A 16,767-nucleotide genomic window follows, 5' to 3' on the forward strand; every position below is an offset into this window, starting at 1 on the left:
TTAGTGTATTGTTTTTTGATTCGTACATATATTTTTACTTATGAGAAATTCCTGTGTTATTCAACATTTTCTTGTCATAATTCTTCCATATCATTAAACCTGTTATTATGACAAAAAGTCCTCCACCTATCATCTCAATCTCATAAACTATATTATCTTTTAAAGTTTCCATGACTGGTGCTGTTGAGAAAAGTATACCAACAACAGTCACTACAAGTACCATCCTAGCTATATTTATACAAACCAAATTACTTTTGGAAATTGAATAAGGTCTTTCTTCATTTGGTCTTGTCTTTCTCAGCCTTATATAAGATGTGAAAAGCAACACATATGGAAATAATGCGGTTAATGCTGTCATAGTAACAAGAACATTATATATATTGTCCACTGATGGCAATAAATTTGAGCCTATAAGAAGTAGACTTACGATTATAGCTTGAATCAATACTGCATTTGATGGTATATTGTGTTCATTTGTATCAGTTAATTTCTTAGGAAATACGCCTTCTTTTACATTTCCAAAAAGCATCTTTACTGGACCTGCTATATAAAGTATTAATGCTCCAAGTACTGATAAGGTTATTCCAAACGCAACCACTCTTATAAACCAGTTTCCTATACCTAAATCTTGTGCAACCTTAGCTAATGCATCGAGTATACCTGTCGATGCTGCAATTTCATTTGGAGGAAGTATCATTGTTATTGCTACTGAACCTAGAATATAGATTCCTCCTATTAACACAGCTACTGTCAATATAGCTTTAGGAAAGTTTTTCTTAGCATTATCCATTTCAGTTATAAAATTAGCAGTCGTTTCAGCTCCTGATAGAGCAAATATTATGGCAGATATAGAAACTAATGCATTTGCATCTATCTTTGGTAATATATTTTGAATTGTATATACAGATGCTGATGGAGCTTTTTTAAGAATAACTACAGACATAAATGCCATTACTATAAGTAATATTGCAGGAATTGTAGAACCTAATGCTCCTGTGTTTGTAAAGAATTTTCCAAATGCCATTCCTCGAGTACTTATTAGGGATAATATCCAGAATATTATAAGTGAAAGTACTAAAATAAATATTTTATTGTTTGATAGTTCTGGATTTCCAAGCATATAGGCAATGTTTATAGCTAAAAATGTCAAAAAAGAAGAATACCAAAATATCTTTGATGTCCAATTTAACCATGACACCATAAATCCCCACTTTTCTCCATAAGCTTGTTTAACCCACTCTCCAAGTCCACCATCTTTTGGATATGTTGCTGCCAACTCTGCACATATAAGTGATGCTGGTACAAAGAATATAAAAGCAAACAATAACCAAACTGGTATTGAACCAAGACCCAAACCAAAACTAGAAGCAGTAGATTTAGCTATCCATCTAATCCCAAATAATGCTGATATATTCATAAATACTAAATCCCAAAATCCAATTTTCTTTTTCACTATAATTCCTCCAATTTTAAATTTACTTGAATATATTCATATCCTAATTAAATATCAAGTATAAGGTCTTCAACACTTCTTGGATAATTAGTTATAATTGTAGCACCATTCTTACCCACTATTGCTGTATCAGAGTGTCTAAATCCTCCAACTCCAGGTATATATATTCCTGGCTCCATAGAAAATACCATACCTTCTTCTAATATTAATTCATTGTCAAATCTTAAATATGGTTCTTCATGCTCTGATAAACCTAAGCCATGTCCAATCCTATGATTTGCATATAGTTCTAGACCATGTTTTGCAACAACAGCTCTTGCTGCTTCATCAACCATTCTTGCTGGTATACCAGCTTTTATTGTATCTAATCCCGCCTGTTGAGCCTCCACTGCTATCTTAAATACTTCTTTTTGTCTTTCCGTTGGCTTACCTATGATAAAAGTTCTCTCATTTTCTGCTCTATAATTTTCATACCAAACCTGTCTACTATGTATCACTATGTCTCCTCTTTGAAGTATTCTAGTATTAGAATCTAAATGTGGTTGTGCTGTTCTATCAATCCCAGAACAAGTCCAGTTTGCAAACCCTATATATGTATCAGGATAATTTTCAGATACGTATTTTAACAAAGCATTGTCCCCTGCTACATCAAATTCCAACTCACTCATTCCAACTCTAACATTTTCCAAAGACCCTTTTATACCTATATCAGATAAATAACCAGCTATCTTCAAAAATTCTATCTCTTCTGCATCTTTTACATATCTCATTTCAAATATTTTACTTCCAATATCTTTAATGTCAAATGACTTATCAGTTATATATTCTGAGAAGCTTGCAGACACTATATCTTTTTCTATTCCAACAATTGTTCCTTTAGGATATCTACTTAAAATTATATCTAAATAATGCTTATGCGATATTCCATGTTCTTTCATTTCTGGTATTTCATAATATACATATACATTATCAACTTTTGCAACTTCTTTAGCATGTAATTCTTCTAATCCAGGTACTATTAGTTCTATTTTATCTTTAGTTACTACTGTTACAATTGGTCTAGAATAAGTTATTGCTTTAAATCCACTAATATAAAATTGATTATCTGGTTCAAATATTAAACCAATTTCAATGTTTTTTTCACTCATATACTTTCTTAATCTTTCTAGTCTCATGTTATTTGACATAGTACACCTCTTTCTTAATATTTAGATAATTTATTTAATACAACAATGATAAATATCTTATTTTTAAAATCTTCAATATTTTAATCCTTGTTGCATTTGTATGTAAATCAAATTTATTTGTGATTATTTTATCATAATCATGATTATTTTGTCAATCATGATTATGTTTTAAATATTTTTTATTTTAGTTTTATTTTAAATTATCTAAAAAATAACAATATATATTAGGTGTTAGAACATTATTCTTGATTTATAGTAAATTTAATGATAAAATCACGATTATATAAACTATATTGATTATTTGTAGGTGAATAAAATGACAAATAAAGAATTACAAAAGAAAAGGATATTAATGTATTTCATAGAAGCTGCCCAAAATATCATGGAAAATGAAGGTATAGAAAATATTACGCTACGTAAAGTTGCAAATATGGCTGGCTACAACAGTTCAACTCTATACAACTATTTTAAAAATTTAGACCACCTAATATCATTTGCATCTATAAAATATTTTAAAGAGTACAATCTGAGTATTTCTAGGTGCATAGAAGGGGTTACTGATGAATATCAGAAATATATAATTATGTGGAAATTATTTTGTAAACATTCTTTTGAAAATGCTGAGGCTTTTTATAAGATATTTTTTAACTTGTCTAGCGAGGAACTCAGTTATATAACAAAACAGTATTATAATATGTTTCCAGAAGATTTAGGTACTCATGATAGTGATATCTCCCTAATGATTACAGGAAAAAGTATAAAAGAAAGAAATAAAATACTATTGAATAATCTTGTAGATGCACAATATATACCCGCAAAAGATTTAGATATAATAAATGATATAATTATCTCGTTTTATCAAAATCTCTTATTCTTAAAAAAGAACATAGAAAAAAATTCTAATGATGATGAATTAACTGTGAAAATGATTTCTTCTATTGAATACATAATAAAACATGCTAAATAAAATTAAAATAGCCCTCTTTTATATAAAAGAGGGCTAAAATATATCTATTATTTTACATTTCAATGATTTATATATCATCACCTAAAACTACTTCTTCCATTTCATGCTTTTTACTTCTCATCATTAGTTCTATTCCAACTTCCTTTGGATCTGAACCTTTATTTATTACAGAGTATATAGCATTAGTTATTGGCATGTCTATATTCAACTTTTCAGCTACATCATGTGCTACTTCAGTCGCAGTTATACCTTCTACAACCATCTTGACTTCTTTTAAAGTATCTTCTAAGCTCATACCTTTACCTATAAGTATACCAGCTCTTCTATTTCTACTATGCATACTTGTACAAGTAACAATTAAATCTCCTATGCCTGAAAGACCTGCAAATGTAGGCATGTTAGCTCCCATAGCAATTCCAAGTCTACTCATTTCACTAATACCTCTTGTCATAAGAGCAGCTTTTGCATTGTCACCATACCCTAATCCATCACATATCCCAGCTCCAAAGGCTATAATATTTTTTAATGCTCCTCCAAGTTCTACTCCAACTATATCTGGATTCGTATAAACTCTAAGTTTAGGGCTCATAAATAAATCTTGTATCCTCTGTGCTATTTTTAACTCTTTAGAAGCTACTACTACTGTTGTAGGGATATCTTTTGCTACTTCTTCAGCATGAGATGGTCCAGATAGTATTACATATGGATTTTGTGGTAATTCTTCTTCACAGACTTGAGATAATCTAAGTCCAGTACCTTTTTCGAGACCTTTTGCTACATTAACAATAATTTGTCCCTCTTTTATAAATGGTTTTATTTTTTGACAAGTACTCCTTACGGCCTGTGATGGAACTGCTAAAACTATCACCTTACAATCTTTTATAGTTTTTTCTATATCAGTACTTATAGTTATATTATTTGGAAATAATACTCCTGGTAAATAGTCTGTATTTTCTTTAGTTCTGTTTATTTTTTTGGCTTGCTCTTCTTTTCGAGTCCACATACTCACATCGTTACCTTTTTTTGCGAGACCTAAAGCTAATGCACTTCCCCAACTTCCAGTACCTAATACACATACTTTCTCCATGTTTAACACCACCTGAGTATAATATATTTACTATTCTTTCTTTTGACCAATCTTTCTCTCTGTCCCATTTAATAATCGCTTTATATTTGCTCTGTGATTATATATTACTGATGCGGTTAAAAACAAAGCTACTATTAAACCAGCTTTATTTTTTACTATAATCATAAATATTGGTGAACATCCTATTCCTACAACAGAACCTAAAGAAACATACTTTGTTATAACTACCACCAATATAAATACTGCTAGACACATTAGTGTTATTACTGGATTTACAGCGAGCATTGCTCCTAACGAAGTTGCAACACCTTTACCTCCTCTAAACCCTAAAACTGCTGGCCAATTATGACCTGCCACAACACATATAACTGCCAGATATCCAGCTAAAAGAGTATCTATACCAACTAATCTTGCTGCAAGCTCTGATATTAAAACAGCCATTACACCTTTAAGAACATCACCTAAAAATGTCATTGCTCCTGCTCTTTTTCCAAGTGTCCTAAGCACATTTGTTGAACCTGCATTACCTGAACCTTGAGTCCTTATATCAACTCCAGCAATTCGCTTTGCAACTATGTATGAAGTCGATATGTTACCTAAAAGATATGCAACTACAGCGATAATTATATAACTAAATATCTCCACTGAATTTCCCCCTTTTAGTTATATTTTAAATACTTATTTCTTATTTTTTTGTCTATACTCAAACTTTATGGATGTTCCTTCAAATCCAAAATTTTCTCTTATCTTATTTTCAAGATACCTTTGATATGAGAAGTGAGTTAAGTCCTTATCATTTATAAACAATGTAATTTTAGGAGGTCTAATATCTGTTTGAGTTCCATAGTAAATTTTTAATCTTCTACCTTTATCAGATGGTGGTTGATTTAACATTACTGCTTCTCCAATTACTTCATTTAATGATGAAGTTGATATTCTCTTAGAATGTTCATTTGATACATACTCAACTGTATCCAATATCTTATTCATTCTCTGATTAGTCTTTGCAGAAACAAACACGATTGGAGCATACATCATAAATGGAAATTTTTCTTTTATATCTTTTGTGTAATTACTCATAGTCTTATTATCTTTCTCTATTAAGTCCCATTTATTGACTACAAATATACATCCTTTACCTTCATCATGTGCTATACCTGCTACTTTTGTATCTTGTTCTGTTACACCTTCTAGGGCATCTATTACTATCAATACTACATCTGCTCTATCCACAGCACTCATAGCTCTTATTACACTGTATTTTTCTATTGTTTCATATATTTTACTTTTTCTTCTAAGTCCTGCTGTATCTATCAGAAGAAATTTCTGTCCATTCTTTTCAAAATAAGTATCAATTGCATCTCTAGTAGTTCCTGCAATCGGACTTACAATTACTCTTTCTTCTCCAAGTATTTTGTTAAGTATAGAACTTTTTCCTGCATTTGGTTTACCTGTTATAGCTACTCTTATTATATCTTCTTCATACTCTGTATCTAATCCTGCTGGAAAATTTTCAACTATCTCATCTAATAAATCTCCAAAGCCCATACTATTGGCTCCTGAAACTGCAAAAGGAGTTCCAAATCCTAATTCATAAAAATCATATATATTATCAAATTGACTTTGGCTATCAATCTTATTAACTACTAAGATTACTGGTTTTTTTGTCTTTCTAAGCAACTGGGCAATTTCTTTATCAGCAGCTGTTATTCCAGCCTTACCATCAACTATAAAAAGTATGACATGTGACATGTCCATTGCAAGCATAGCTTGATTTCTCATTTGAGATAATATTATGTCCTCACTATCAGGTTCAATTCCTCCTGTATCCACTAATGTAAAATACTTATCTAACCACTCTACTTCAGCAAATATTCTATCCCTTGTAACTCCAGGTGTATTTTCAACTATCGATATCCTTTTTCCTGCGAATTTATTAAATATTGTAGACTTACCAACGTTTGGTCTCCCAACTACAGCTACAACTGGCCTACTTATACTCATGTTGTTTCTCCTTCCATCTTTTGTTTTCTATTTTAAAATTTTATCCACAAAGTCTTTTCCTTCATTCAAACATGGGATAATTTTTATTTTCATAAGTTCTTCTAATTGATTTAATTCAATATTATCTAAGAAAATTTCTTCATCTGCTTTTAGCATGCTTCTTGTTATATAAAGAGCTTCTCCTAATTCTTTATTTTCAAGTTGCTCTCTTAAATCTTTAGCTGTTAAAAGACCTGATACGGTTATTGTCTCTCCAAAAAATTTATTTTTTATTTCATATACATCTACTTGAAGATTTTGAAACTTGTCCATCATAGCATCTGCCATACTTTGTATAAATTCATACGCAGAATGACCAGTAGCTATTGAAACTTTTTTCTCTCTTTTAAGAATCTTTTCTGGTAATGTATTTAAATATTCTTCAATTTCTGATTTTAATCTACGTATCATTCCGACACCATCTTCAAACTGTAAAAAACCTTCATATTCTTCATATGTAGGTAACTCTCTACTAGATAATATATAAAATTCATCTGATAAAAAGGCAAATCGAGTCCCTATTTCATTAAGATATTTTTTTTGCATCTTGTGTATCTGCTCTATAGTTCTACTTGCACCTTCACTATCAAATATGTCTAGATTTGCCAAATTTTCTCTGTGTTTTGTAATTCCAACAGGTACTATAGCAACACTATTCACATATGGATAAAGTTGAGCTAATTCTTTTATTGTTCTCTCTAATTCTTTTCTGTCATTTATACCTGGACATAAAACAATTTGACAGTTCATTTCTATATGAGCATCTGCCAATCTCTTCATTATACCATATAATTTTCCTGCAAATTTATTGCTTATCATTTTTTGTCTTAATTCTGGATTAGTCGTATGCACAGATATATTTATAGGACTTATTCTATATTTAATGATATTATTTATATCTTCTTCACTCATGTTTGTAAGTGTAACAAAATTTCCTTGCAAAAAAGATAATCTTGAATCATCATCTTTAAAATAAAGAGTTTCTCTCATTCCTTCTGGCAACTGGTCTATAAAACAAAACATACACTTATTTCTACAACTTTTAGCTTGGTCAATTATTGGATTTGTAAATTCAACACCCAAATCTTCATCATAGTCTTTTTCTATCTCGTATATGTAGACTTCGCCATCTTTTTTTTGTATCTCTACCTCTAGATATTCATCACTTAGTAAGAATCTATACTCTATTATATCATGTATTGGCTGTTCATTCACAGATATAAGTAAATCTCCTACTTCTATGCCTATTTCTTCTGCAATACTATCTTTGTAAACCTTACTTATAATATTATTTATTTTTTTTACATTTACTTCCAATTTTTTCACCACTCTTTTGTTTTCATCAAAGCTTATTATAATATATTTTCATATATAGTTTGTAAGTTTATTATATTTTATAATAGCATTTTTAAGCATTTCATGTCATAATAACACATTTTAATTCTAATAGTCAATATAAGTAAATAGCTATAAAAAAGATTAAAACAAATAATATTCAAATTTAAGTATTTTAAAAATTTGAATATTATTTGTTATTAGAAACATTTTATAACTTTAATGTTTTACTATAATCAGCGTTCCATTTGTCATATCATGAACCATTCCACCTACGCACTTTGACATTAACATTGCTTTATTTTGCAAGTCTTTCTCATCATTTGCATAAAAGATTGGGCAACCTCCACCATTTTTCATATTCTTATCAAGTGTAACTATAGCTAGTGTATATTCATTTAAACCTATATCCATTCCCATCTTATGCACTTCCTTTCTTTCCTATTTTATAATTTTTTAGTGATAAGTTTTTTCCTTTAGAACTTGAAAGTATTGGACATGACTTTACAGCTTCCATCACTTTTTCTACATTCTTATCGATTGGTAAATAAGCAATCATTATACTTTCATCATCTTTATTTCTTCTAGGTAATGGTACAAATGAAGGTTCTCCATAATCTCCATATAAACCTAACCTTGAATATATATTGTATACTATTGCTTGTCTTTGACCTGAATCAAATAATATTCCCGCATTAGCATAATCTTTATTTTTAGGAATTATTTGTATTCCTACACCTCTATTAATATATACTTCTCTATCACTTTTTAGACCTATATTTGTTATACCTTTTAAATCTCCTACCTTCAATATAGACTCGTCCACAAAACTAATCTCAGCAGGCATTACATCAGCTATATCTCCAATACTTTTTCTAGTAAGTAGTTTTTTTAGTATAAAGGCTAACAATAATCCACAAATTGAACTTATTATCAAACTCATACCTTCACTTATTTTCGTTTCTGCAAGTATTACATAATACAGTCCTATTGTTAAAAAAGATGTAACTATACACATATAATTTCTTACTTCATAAGTCCTAGCTATCTCCTCTATGAATGCAGCTCCTCTCTTTACAAGCTGAACTTCCTCTAGGTTTTGTAATGTATTCCTTCTATTTGCTCTTACTTGTCTAAATTGTTCTGCTGCAAGAGATAAAAATGTTATAGATGTATAAGAACGATTTATAAGAGCTGGAACTAATAATGCTCCTAATGAAGAAGCAACGAATGCTAATATAAGTTGAGATAGCAAAACATTTGGTTGCGTTGGGTACTGTTTTTGGTCTAAGTTCAACATTATAATTCTAGATGTCATACCAATAATAACAGCGACAAAAAATACTCTATCCATTAAATCACTCCTAAAATATTTAATTTAAAATTTTACCTGTAAATCTACAAAGTTTTCCTAGAAAAATCACTCTGCTTTCCTTTTGATGTCTCTATAATAGGTGTACTCTTTACTACCTTTATCATGGTATCTATATCTTTTAGTATTGGCATATATGGTATAACTACGGTACTTTTTTCTAAATTAGTCTTAGATATAGCTACAATATCAACCTCATCTACATCTTTATCTATACCCATATGAATAAATAGATTATGTATAATAGCTTGTCTTTGCCCTACATCATTTACTATTCCAAATGCACCTAAGTTTCTTGGTATAACTTCTATAGCTAGACATTCATTTTTGTATTTTTCTCTTGTACTTTCCAAACCTATATTAGTTATTATTACACCATTAACCATTAAGATAGGTCCTTCAAAACTTATTTTAGCAGGAACTATATCTGCTATATCAGCTATACTATTTCTTCTTAAAAACCTTCTAAAAATTACACCAACAATAGCTCCTGCCACAACAGCTAATACTGTACAGTAAAAGAATCCAAGGTCATATTTTCTCGCAAAAACAATATAAACTATAGAAGATACTAATGCAGAAAATAGACTTATATAACTTCTAGATTCATAAGTAGATGCTATTTCTTCGACATAGGCATCTCCTTTTGGCACTAATTCTTCATTATCAATATTCTTTAATGTTATTCTTTCTTGCTCTGCAAGACCTTGAAATTGTTGTATTGCTACTGCAAAAAATGTCAATGCAGCAAATTCTTTATCTATAAGTGCAGGCAATGCTATCGCACCTAATGAAGCTGAAAGCCCAGATATAATTATCTGTTCTAAGTAATCTTGTGGTCTTGATGGGTACTGTTTGTCTGTAACTCTTAAAACTAATCCTCTACATAATATTCCTACAACTAATGCAACTATAAAAGAGTGTCTAAATAAATTTGCATTCAATAAACTTTCTTCCATTTTCTCAGCTCCTTCTCTTATATAGTTTGTGCAAAAAACAAAAAAAATTTCCTTCTATTTAAGGAAATTTTTTTGTAGTATCGTAACAATAAACTCACTACCAATACCAAGCTCACTTTTTACTTTTATACATCCATTTAGCGATTTAACTATATGCTTAGTTATAGCCAATCCTAAACCCGTTCCTCCTACATCTCTACTTCTTGCTTTATCTACCCTATAGAATCGTTCAAAGATGCGTTCTACATCTTCTTTTGGTATACCTACACCATTATCTATAACTTTGATTACTATTTTTTCTTCATCTTTTGAAACTACAACTTGCACAATGCCATTATCCTGAGTATATTTTATAGCATTATCAACTAAGTTTAAAAATACTTGTTTTATATAGTCTTTATTAGATAATATACTTATTGATTTATCATCACATTTATATAAAACTTCTATATTTTTTTCTTTAGCTGAATGTTGTGTTATTTCATATACTTCTTTAAACACATCATATACTACAACATTTTCCATAAGAAGGGTATCTTTATTTTCTACGAATGATAATAGTAATATATCATCAATCAATCTTTTTAATCTATCTGATTCACTCTCTATTATTTCCAAGAATCTATTTCTAGTATTTACATCTATATTTTCATTTGACTTTAGAGTTTCAACAAATCCACTTATAGATGTGAGAGGTGTTTTAAGTTCATGACTTACATTTGCAACAAAATCACTTCTCATATTTTCAAGTTTAACTTTTTTAGTAATATCTTCTATATTTACTATCGAACCTATTATTACATTATTAGTATTTTGAAGATAAACTGGGTCTACTTTTATTTTATATACTATATCATCTTTAGTAGTAATATGGGCAGTTTCATTATCTTTAGAGCCAATAAATCTAAGTATCTGTTTTAATATTTCTTCTTCTTTTATTACAACATTAATGTTGTGGCCTTCCACCAATTGATTTGGTTCACTTTTTATCATTTCTTTTGCTTCATCATTTATCAGAAGTATACTTCCATTTACATCTATAGCTAGAATTCCATGTGATATACTCTTTAGTATAGACCTTAACTGTAAATGTTTATACTGTACCTCTTCTAATGTTTTATCCATATTTTTTATCATATGATTAAAATTTCTAGCTAATTCTCCAAGTTCTCCTTTAGCTGATATATTGAGTCTAGCATGATATTCATTATTACTTACTTTTTTTGAGACGTATATAAATTCTTTTAAATATTTTCTTAATGTTATTGTATATCTTACAGACAATATCACAATAGCTATTGATAACATAACAATAAAAAAATATATGCTATTTAATTCTTCCACAAGATAACACTCCTAAAATATAACCATTTTAATCTATTTTATATCCAACACCTCTTATAGTCTCTATATATTTTTCTGACTTATCTTCATCTTCTATTTTTTTTCTTAAATATCTTATATGAACATCTACTGTTCTAGTTTCTCCATAGTATTCATACCCCCATATTTTATCTAAAAGATAATTTCTTGAAAGTACTTTACCTTTATTTTGAATTAATAATTTTAACAGTTCAAATTCTTTAAGTGTTAACTCTATCTTTTCAGAACCTTTAGTGACCTCATGCTTTGATAAATCTAATTTTAAATTACCTGTAGTAAGTATATTATTTTCTTCACCTAAGCTAGTCAAGTTATACCTTCTTAAAACAGAACTAATTCTAGCTAACAACTCCTTTATACTAAATGGCTTAGTTATATAGTCATCAGCACCTATTTCAAGCCCTTCTACCTTGTCATTTTCCATATTTTTAGCAGTAAGCATTATAACAGGAATATTTTTTAAATCTTTATCACTTCTTATTTTTCTCAAAACTTCTATTCCACTTATATTTGGTAGCATCCAATCTAAAAGTATTAAATCTGGTTTAATTTCCTTAGCTTTTATAAATCCATCAAACCCATCATACGAATAACTAACTTCGTAATTTGACACCTCCAAATTGAATTTTAATAGCTCAACTATATGCATTTCATCGTCTATAACAAGCACTTTAGTATTCATTAAAAAGCTCCTCTCTATTTTATCTGTAGTACCGTTCCTATTCGTTCTGATGCCTTATTATGTTTTCTATAAGAGTGGAATTCATTTGCTCTACAACTAGTGCATAAATTTAAATTTATTATATTCTCCTTTTTAACTCCACTACATCTCAGCATGTACTCATTAATTTTCCATAAATCTAAATAGTAACTTCCCTCTTTTATTATATAGAACTTTTCATCATTATTTGTAAGAATTGTGTTAAATTTTTCTACTAAATCCTCAGATACTTCATAACAACAAGGTCCAATTGATGGGCCAATTATACAAACTAAATCTTCAGGGACCGTTTTATAACATTCAGACATTAATTTAATTGTTTTATGACCTATATTACTAAAAGTACCTCTCCAACCTGCATGAGCCAGTCCTATGGCTTTATTTTTAGCATCTATGATTGATATAGGTACACAATCTGCTGTAAATAATAAAAGAGGTACTTTCTCTAAGTTCGTTATAAGTGCATCTCCATCTATTCTTTTTCCTATAGTATCTTTATTTACTATGTTAACTATATCTGAATGTATTTGAGAATTACTAGTTAAGTTCTCAAATGCTAAATCGCATTCTTTACATACTTTTAACATATCTTCTTTATTTTTTGCATCTACATTCTTACATGTTATAACTAGATTTACAGAATCTAATTTTTCATCAAGTTCTTTACAATCTCCATTTAAATTAACATACTCTTTAATATCTTGTACATTTTTTATATTTATATAATCTTTCATCATTTGTCTCCTTTTTCTATCAATATACTTTTAAGCTCATTTACAAAAGTATTTATATCTTTAAATTGTCTATACACAGAAGCAAACCTTACATAAGCTACTTCATCTAAGTCTTTTAGTTTATCCATTACCATCTCACCAATTCTTTTGGTTTCAATTTCTTCTATAAAACATTTATTTATTTCATTTTCAATATGTACAACTATACTTTCAATTTCTTCTATAGATACAGGTCTTTTTTCACATGCTTTTAATAACCCGTACTTTATCTTTTCTCTATCAAAATACTCTCTACTATTATCTTTTTTGATAACCATTAAAGGAGTTGTTTCTATTTTCTCATAAGTAGTGAATCTCTTTTTACATGATTCACATTCACGTCTTCTTCTGATAGATTTTAAATCTGTATGTCTAGAATCTATTACCTTTGATTCTTTATAATTACAATAAGGACATTGCATATATATTCCTCCTTTGTTTTAACTATATCTCAAATTCATCCAAGCTTAATTCTGAACCTATATTTACTATTATTGTATCACAACCTATTTTAAGTATATCATTCCAAAATATAACTTCTTCATCCCCTCCTCTTGAAAAAAAATTTCTATTTCCATCTCCAAAAATGGTAAATGAGACTACCTTTCCCTCATGAATATCCATATCTATGTCTATTATAAATCCCATCCTTTTTCCATTTTTTACATTTATAATTTCTTTTTCCATTATATCAGAAACTCTAATCATATTATACTCACCCTTTCTTTAAAAATAAATATGTATTGAGTTAAAAAAAAATGACCTATATAGGTCATTTAAATTTAAAATAATGTTTACAGTCCATGGATTACTTATACATACTTTCTCATATTTTTTAAAGCATTTTTTTCAATTCTTGATACTTGCGCTTGAGATATACCGATTTCATCAGCAACTTCTATCTGCGTTCTTCCTTTATAAAACCTTAAATCTAATACCAACTTCTCTCTACTATTTAATTTCTTAATAGCTTCTTTAAGTGATATTTCTTGCAACCAATTTTCGTCAGTATCTTTTTTGTCTTGAACCTGGTCCATAACAAATATTGCATCTCCATTATCTTGATATACTGGGTCAAATAAAGATATTGGATCTTGTATGGCATCTAGTGCCATTACAACTGACTCAACTTCTAATTCTAATTCTTTTGCTATTTCTGATACTGTAGGTTCTTTAGAATTTGTTCTAATTAGTCTTTCTCTAACTTGTAGTGCCTTATATGCTATATCTTTTAATGACCTACTTACTCTAATTGGGTTATTGTCTCTTAGATATCTTCTAATTTCTCCTATAATCATAGGAACAGCATAAGTTGAAAACCTTACATTTTGACTTAAATCAAAGTTATCTATAGCTTTTATAAGACCGATACAACCTATTTGAAATAAATCGTCTATGTTTTCTCCTCTGTTGTTAAACTTTTTTATTACACTCAAGACTAATCTTAAATTCCCTCTTACAAACTGCTGTCTAGCTTCTTCGTCACCACTTTTTATTTTTAATAAAAGTTCCTTCATTTGCTTATTTTTAAGAACTGGAAGTTCCGATGTATTAACACCACATATTTCAACCTTATTAACTTGCATACATTTTCAGTCCTCTCTCAAAAGTATTCATCTATTGAAATTATTTACATTTCCAATTTTTTTATACTTTTTAAGAAGAATTAATTTAGCATTATACAAATTTTTTCATTTCTTTCTGTAATCTTGAAATTATTTTCTTTTCAAGTCTAGATATGTAAGACTGAGATATTCCAAGCATTCCAGCAACTTCTTTTTGTGTTTTTTCGATACCTTTATCTATAAGTCCAAACCTTAATTCCATAATTTGCTTTTCTCTATCGCTTAATCTGTCGAGTGCCATAACCAATAAATCTCTATCTATTTCTTCTTCGATTATTTTGTATATTTCATCATTTTCTGTACCTAGAACATCAGATAGTAAAAGTTCATTTCCATCTAAATCTATATTTAAAGGCTCATCAAATGATACTTCTGTTTTCTTTTTATTATTTTTCCTTAAGTACATTAAAATTTCATTTTCGATACATCTTGAAGCATAAGTTGCCAATTTTATGTTTTTGTTTAGTTTGAAAGTATTAACTGCTTTTATCAAACCTATAGTTCCTATAGAAATTAAATCTTCTACATCTATACCTGTATTTTCAAACTTTCTAGATATGTAGACTACTAATCTCAGATTTCTTTCTATCAAAATTGATTTTACACTTTCATCTGTTTCCAGTTTTTGTAAAATTTCCATTTCTTCTTCTGGCTTTAATGGAGGAGGAAGTATATTTGCCCCTCCCATATAGTATATTCCCTTTGGCTTTATTATTTTTAATTTAATACCTAACATAGTAATAAAGCTTATAATTCTCTCTTTCAATCGTAACATATCTTGTCCCCCTTAAATTTTCACCTAAAATCCAGGCAATATATTTGGATTCATTATTGCTCCATATTCTCTATCATTAAAATTTGATATACCAAGTATTATATTTCCTATCTTCTGCTCATCTACTTCTACATAGTCAGCTTTTAGACCTATTATTATGCTTGTCTTATTACTTCCAGCATGTTTATAAGGTATTATCCTAACTCTACCTGACGTTTTATCATCTAGGCTTCCTATAATCTCTTGTGCTTTCTTCATATCTATGTCTTCATAATTAATATTTAATAGATTTTCTGGAATAAACCCTTCTAACACACTTGACTTAACTATTATTACATCACTTTGACTTATTGGGTCTTTTAATAAGTTCCCACTATCCACTAAAGCTTTACAACAAAAACTCTTTTCTAATAAGTTTATATTTATGGTCTTTGTAAGTTCCTTGATGTATTTAAGCATTTTCAAATCTTTATAAATGTACTTTAACAATTCACAACTTACATAAGTACATGCAATTAAGAAAGATATTTTTAAATGACTTATTCCTGTAAAATAAATTATAAAATAAGTGCTTCCAGAAATAAAAATGTTTACTAAGTAAAAAACTAATGCTACATGAACATAATCTTTTTTACTCTTACTTCTAAATGAAATTAAAGTTATTATACTCATAATTATTATTTTGAATGGTACTGTGAATAATATGTTCATTGATGGATACAAATAAGCAACAGAATAGGCACCTCCTAAACTAGCCCCCAATAACTTATTTTTTTTAGGATTGTATTTTTTAGTGAGAATAGAAGTACAACTTATAATAATATAATTTATTACTAGGTTTTCTATAACATAGTACTCAATATACACCATGTATCCCCCCTTAAAACCTTTAAACATATTATAAGATAGTATGTACAAAATTTTATGTCACTTTTGATGGTCGAATCCAAAACAAATTCTATTTAAAAATAACAATGATATATGTCTTATACTTTATGTCGCCAAAAGATATTTTTTTAGTATCAAACAAATAAGCTTTTTTGTAGAATCTAAGATATCTAGGTAGAAGTTATTAGTTCTTTTTGGG

18 protein-coding genes are annotated in these 16,767 nt (G+C 28.8%); 1 reads left to right on the forward strand and 17 read right to left on the reverse strand.

The features are described 5' to 3' along the window. Positions 1-34: 34 nt before the first annotated feature. Both ACTG45_RS14600 and ACTG45_RS14605 read right to left on the reverse strand, forming a co-directional pair. Entirely contained in the window at positions 35-1,453 is a 1,419-nt protein-coding gene (locus ACTG45_RS14600; RefSeq protein WP_479919255.1) for an APC family permease, read from the reverse strand. A gap of 47 nt (positions 1,454-1,500) precedes the next feature. Beyond that, positions 1,501-2,640, reverse strand: coding sequence for a M24 family metallopeptidase (locus ACTG45_RS14605; protein ID WP_479919256.1), 1,140 nt, complete (start codon positions 2,638-2,640; stop codon positions 1,501-1,503). Between the two features lie 316 nt (positions 2,641-2,956). On the opposite strand from ACTG45_RS14605, the gene ACTG45_RS14610 reads away from it, so the two are divergent. Then, complete coding sequence (locus ACTG45_RS14610; RefSeq protein WP_021385457.1) at positions 2,957-3,607, forward strand: TetR family transcriptional regulator; 651 nt, start codon at positions 2,957-2,959, stop codon at positions 3,605-3,607. A gap of 67 nt (positions 3,608-3,674) precedes the next feature. Here the strand turns inward: ACTG45_RS14610 and ACTG45_RS14615 are convergent, their stop codons facing one another. The 15 genes from ACTG45_RS14615 to ACTG45_RS14685 form a co-directional block, all read right to left on the reverse strand. Continuing rightward, positions 3,675-4,694, reverse strand: coding sequence for an NAD(P)H-dependent glycerol-3-phosphate dehydrogenase (locus tag ACTG45_RS14615; protein WP_021385389.1), 1,020 nt, complete (start codon positions 4,692-4,694; stop codon positions 3,675-3,677). A 30-nt stretch (positions 4,695-4,724) separates the two neighbouring features. Beyond that, entirely contained in the window at positions 4,725-5,339 is a 615-nt protein-coding gene (gene plsY / locus ACTG45_RS14620; RefSeq protein ID WP_021385546.1) for a glycerol-3-phosphate 1-O-acyltransferase PlsY, read from the reverse strand. 33 nt (positions 5,340-5,372) lie between these two features. Continuing rightward, positions 5,373-6,698: a ribosome biogenesis GTPase Der gene (gene der, locus ACTG45_RS14625; RefSeq protein WP_021385505.1), complete on the reverse strand. Its 1,326-nt coding sequence runs from the start codon at positions 6,696-6,698 to the stop codon at positions 5,373-5,375. A 27-nt stretch (positions 6,699-6,725) separates the two neighbouring features. Continuing rightward, positions 6,726-8,054, reverse strand: a complete 1,329-nt coding sequence (locus ACTG45_RS14630) for a DUF512 domain-containing protein (RefSeq protein ID WP_021385483.1) — start codon at positions 8,052-8,054, stop codon at positions 6,726-6,728. A gap of 237 nt (positions 8,055-8,291) precedes the next feature. Then, on the reverse strand, positions 8,292-8,492 hold the full coding sequence (locus ACTG45_RS14635) for a capping complex subunit for YIEGIA (RefSeq protein WP_021385530.1): 201 nt from the start codon (positions 8,490-8,492) through the stop codon (positions 8,292-8,294). Position 8,493: 1 nt separating this feature from the next. Beyond that, entirely contained in the window at positions 8,494-9,426 is a 933-nt protein-coding gene (locus ACTG45_RS14640; RefSeq protein WP_021385495.1) for a YIEGIA family protein, read from the reverse strand. A gap of 44 nt (positions 9,427-9,470) precedes the next feature. Beyond that, the gene (locus ACTG45_RS14645) at positions 9,471-10,403 is read right to left on the reverse strand and encodes a YIEGIA family protein (RefSeq protein ID WP_021385421.1); all 933 of its coding nucleotides are present in this window, start codon (positions 10,401-10,403) and stop codon (positions 9,471-9,473) included. 54 nt (positions 10,404-10,457) lie between these two features. Next, the gene (locus ACTG45_RS14650; RefSeq protein WP_021385406.1) at positions 10,458-11,747 is read right to left on the reverse strand and encodes a HAMP domain-containing sensor histidine kinase; all 1,290 of its coding nucleotides are present in this window, start codon (positions 11,745-11,747) and stop codon (positions 10,458-10,460) included. A gap of 28 nt (positions 11,748-11,775) precedes the next feature. Next, entirely contained in the window at positions 11,776-12,468 is a 693-nt protein-coding gene (locus tag ACTG45_RS14655; RefSeq protein WP_003416112.1) for a winged helix-turn-helix domain-containing protein, read from the reverse strand. A gap of 14 nt (positions 12,469-12,482) precedes the next feature. Beyond that, complete coding sequence (gene pgeF / locus ACTG45_RS14660) at positions 12,483-13,244, reverse strand: peptidoglycan editing factor PgeF (protein ID WP_079747032.1); 762 nt, start codon at positions 13,242-13,244, stop codon at positions 12,483-12,485. Beyond that, positions 13,241-13,702 (reverse strand): transcriptional regulator NrdR, encoded by a 462-nt coding sequence (gene nrdR, locus ACTG45_RS14665; protein ID WP_021385527.1) that lies wholly within the window; start codon positions 13,700-13,702, stop codon positions 13,241-13,243. The genes pgeF and nrdR overlap by 4 nt, the downstream gene beginning before the upstream one ends. Before the next feature lie 22 nt (positions 13,703-13,724). After that, complete coding sequence (locus ACTG45_RS14670) at positions 13,725-13,988, reverse strand: YlmC/YmxH family sporulation protein (protein ID WP_021385512.1); 264 nt, start codon at positions 13,986-13,988, stop codon at positions 13,725-13,727. Between the two features lie 104 nt (positions 13,989-14,092). Beyond that, positions 14,093-14,866, reverse strand: a complete 774-nt coding sequence (sigG, locus tag ACTG45_RS14675; RefSeq protein WP_021385524.1) for an RNA polymerase sporulation sigma factor SigG — start codon at positions 14,864-14,866, stop codon at positions 14,093-14,095. A 91-nt stretch (positions 14,867-14,957) separates the two neighbouring features. Beyond that, complete coding sequence (gene sigE, locus ACTG45_RS14680; protein WP_021385541.1) at positions 14,958-15,680, reverse strand: RNA polymerase sporulation sigma factor SigE; 723 nt, start codon at positions 15,678-15,680, stop codon at positions 14,958-14,960. Between the two features lie 24 nt (positions 15,681-15,704). After that, on the reverse strand, positions 15,705-16,550 hold the full coding sequence (locus tag ACTG45_RS14685) for a sigma-E processing peptidase SpoIIGA (RefSeq protein ID WP_079747033.1): 846 nt from the start codon (positions 16,548-16,550) through the stop codon (positions 15,705-15,707). Positions 16,551-16,767 lie beyond the last annotated feature (217 nt).

The organism is Clostridioides sp. LIBA-7602 (assembly GCF_056688945.1).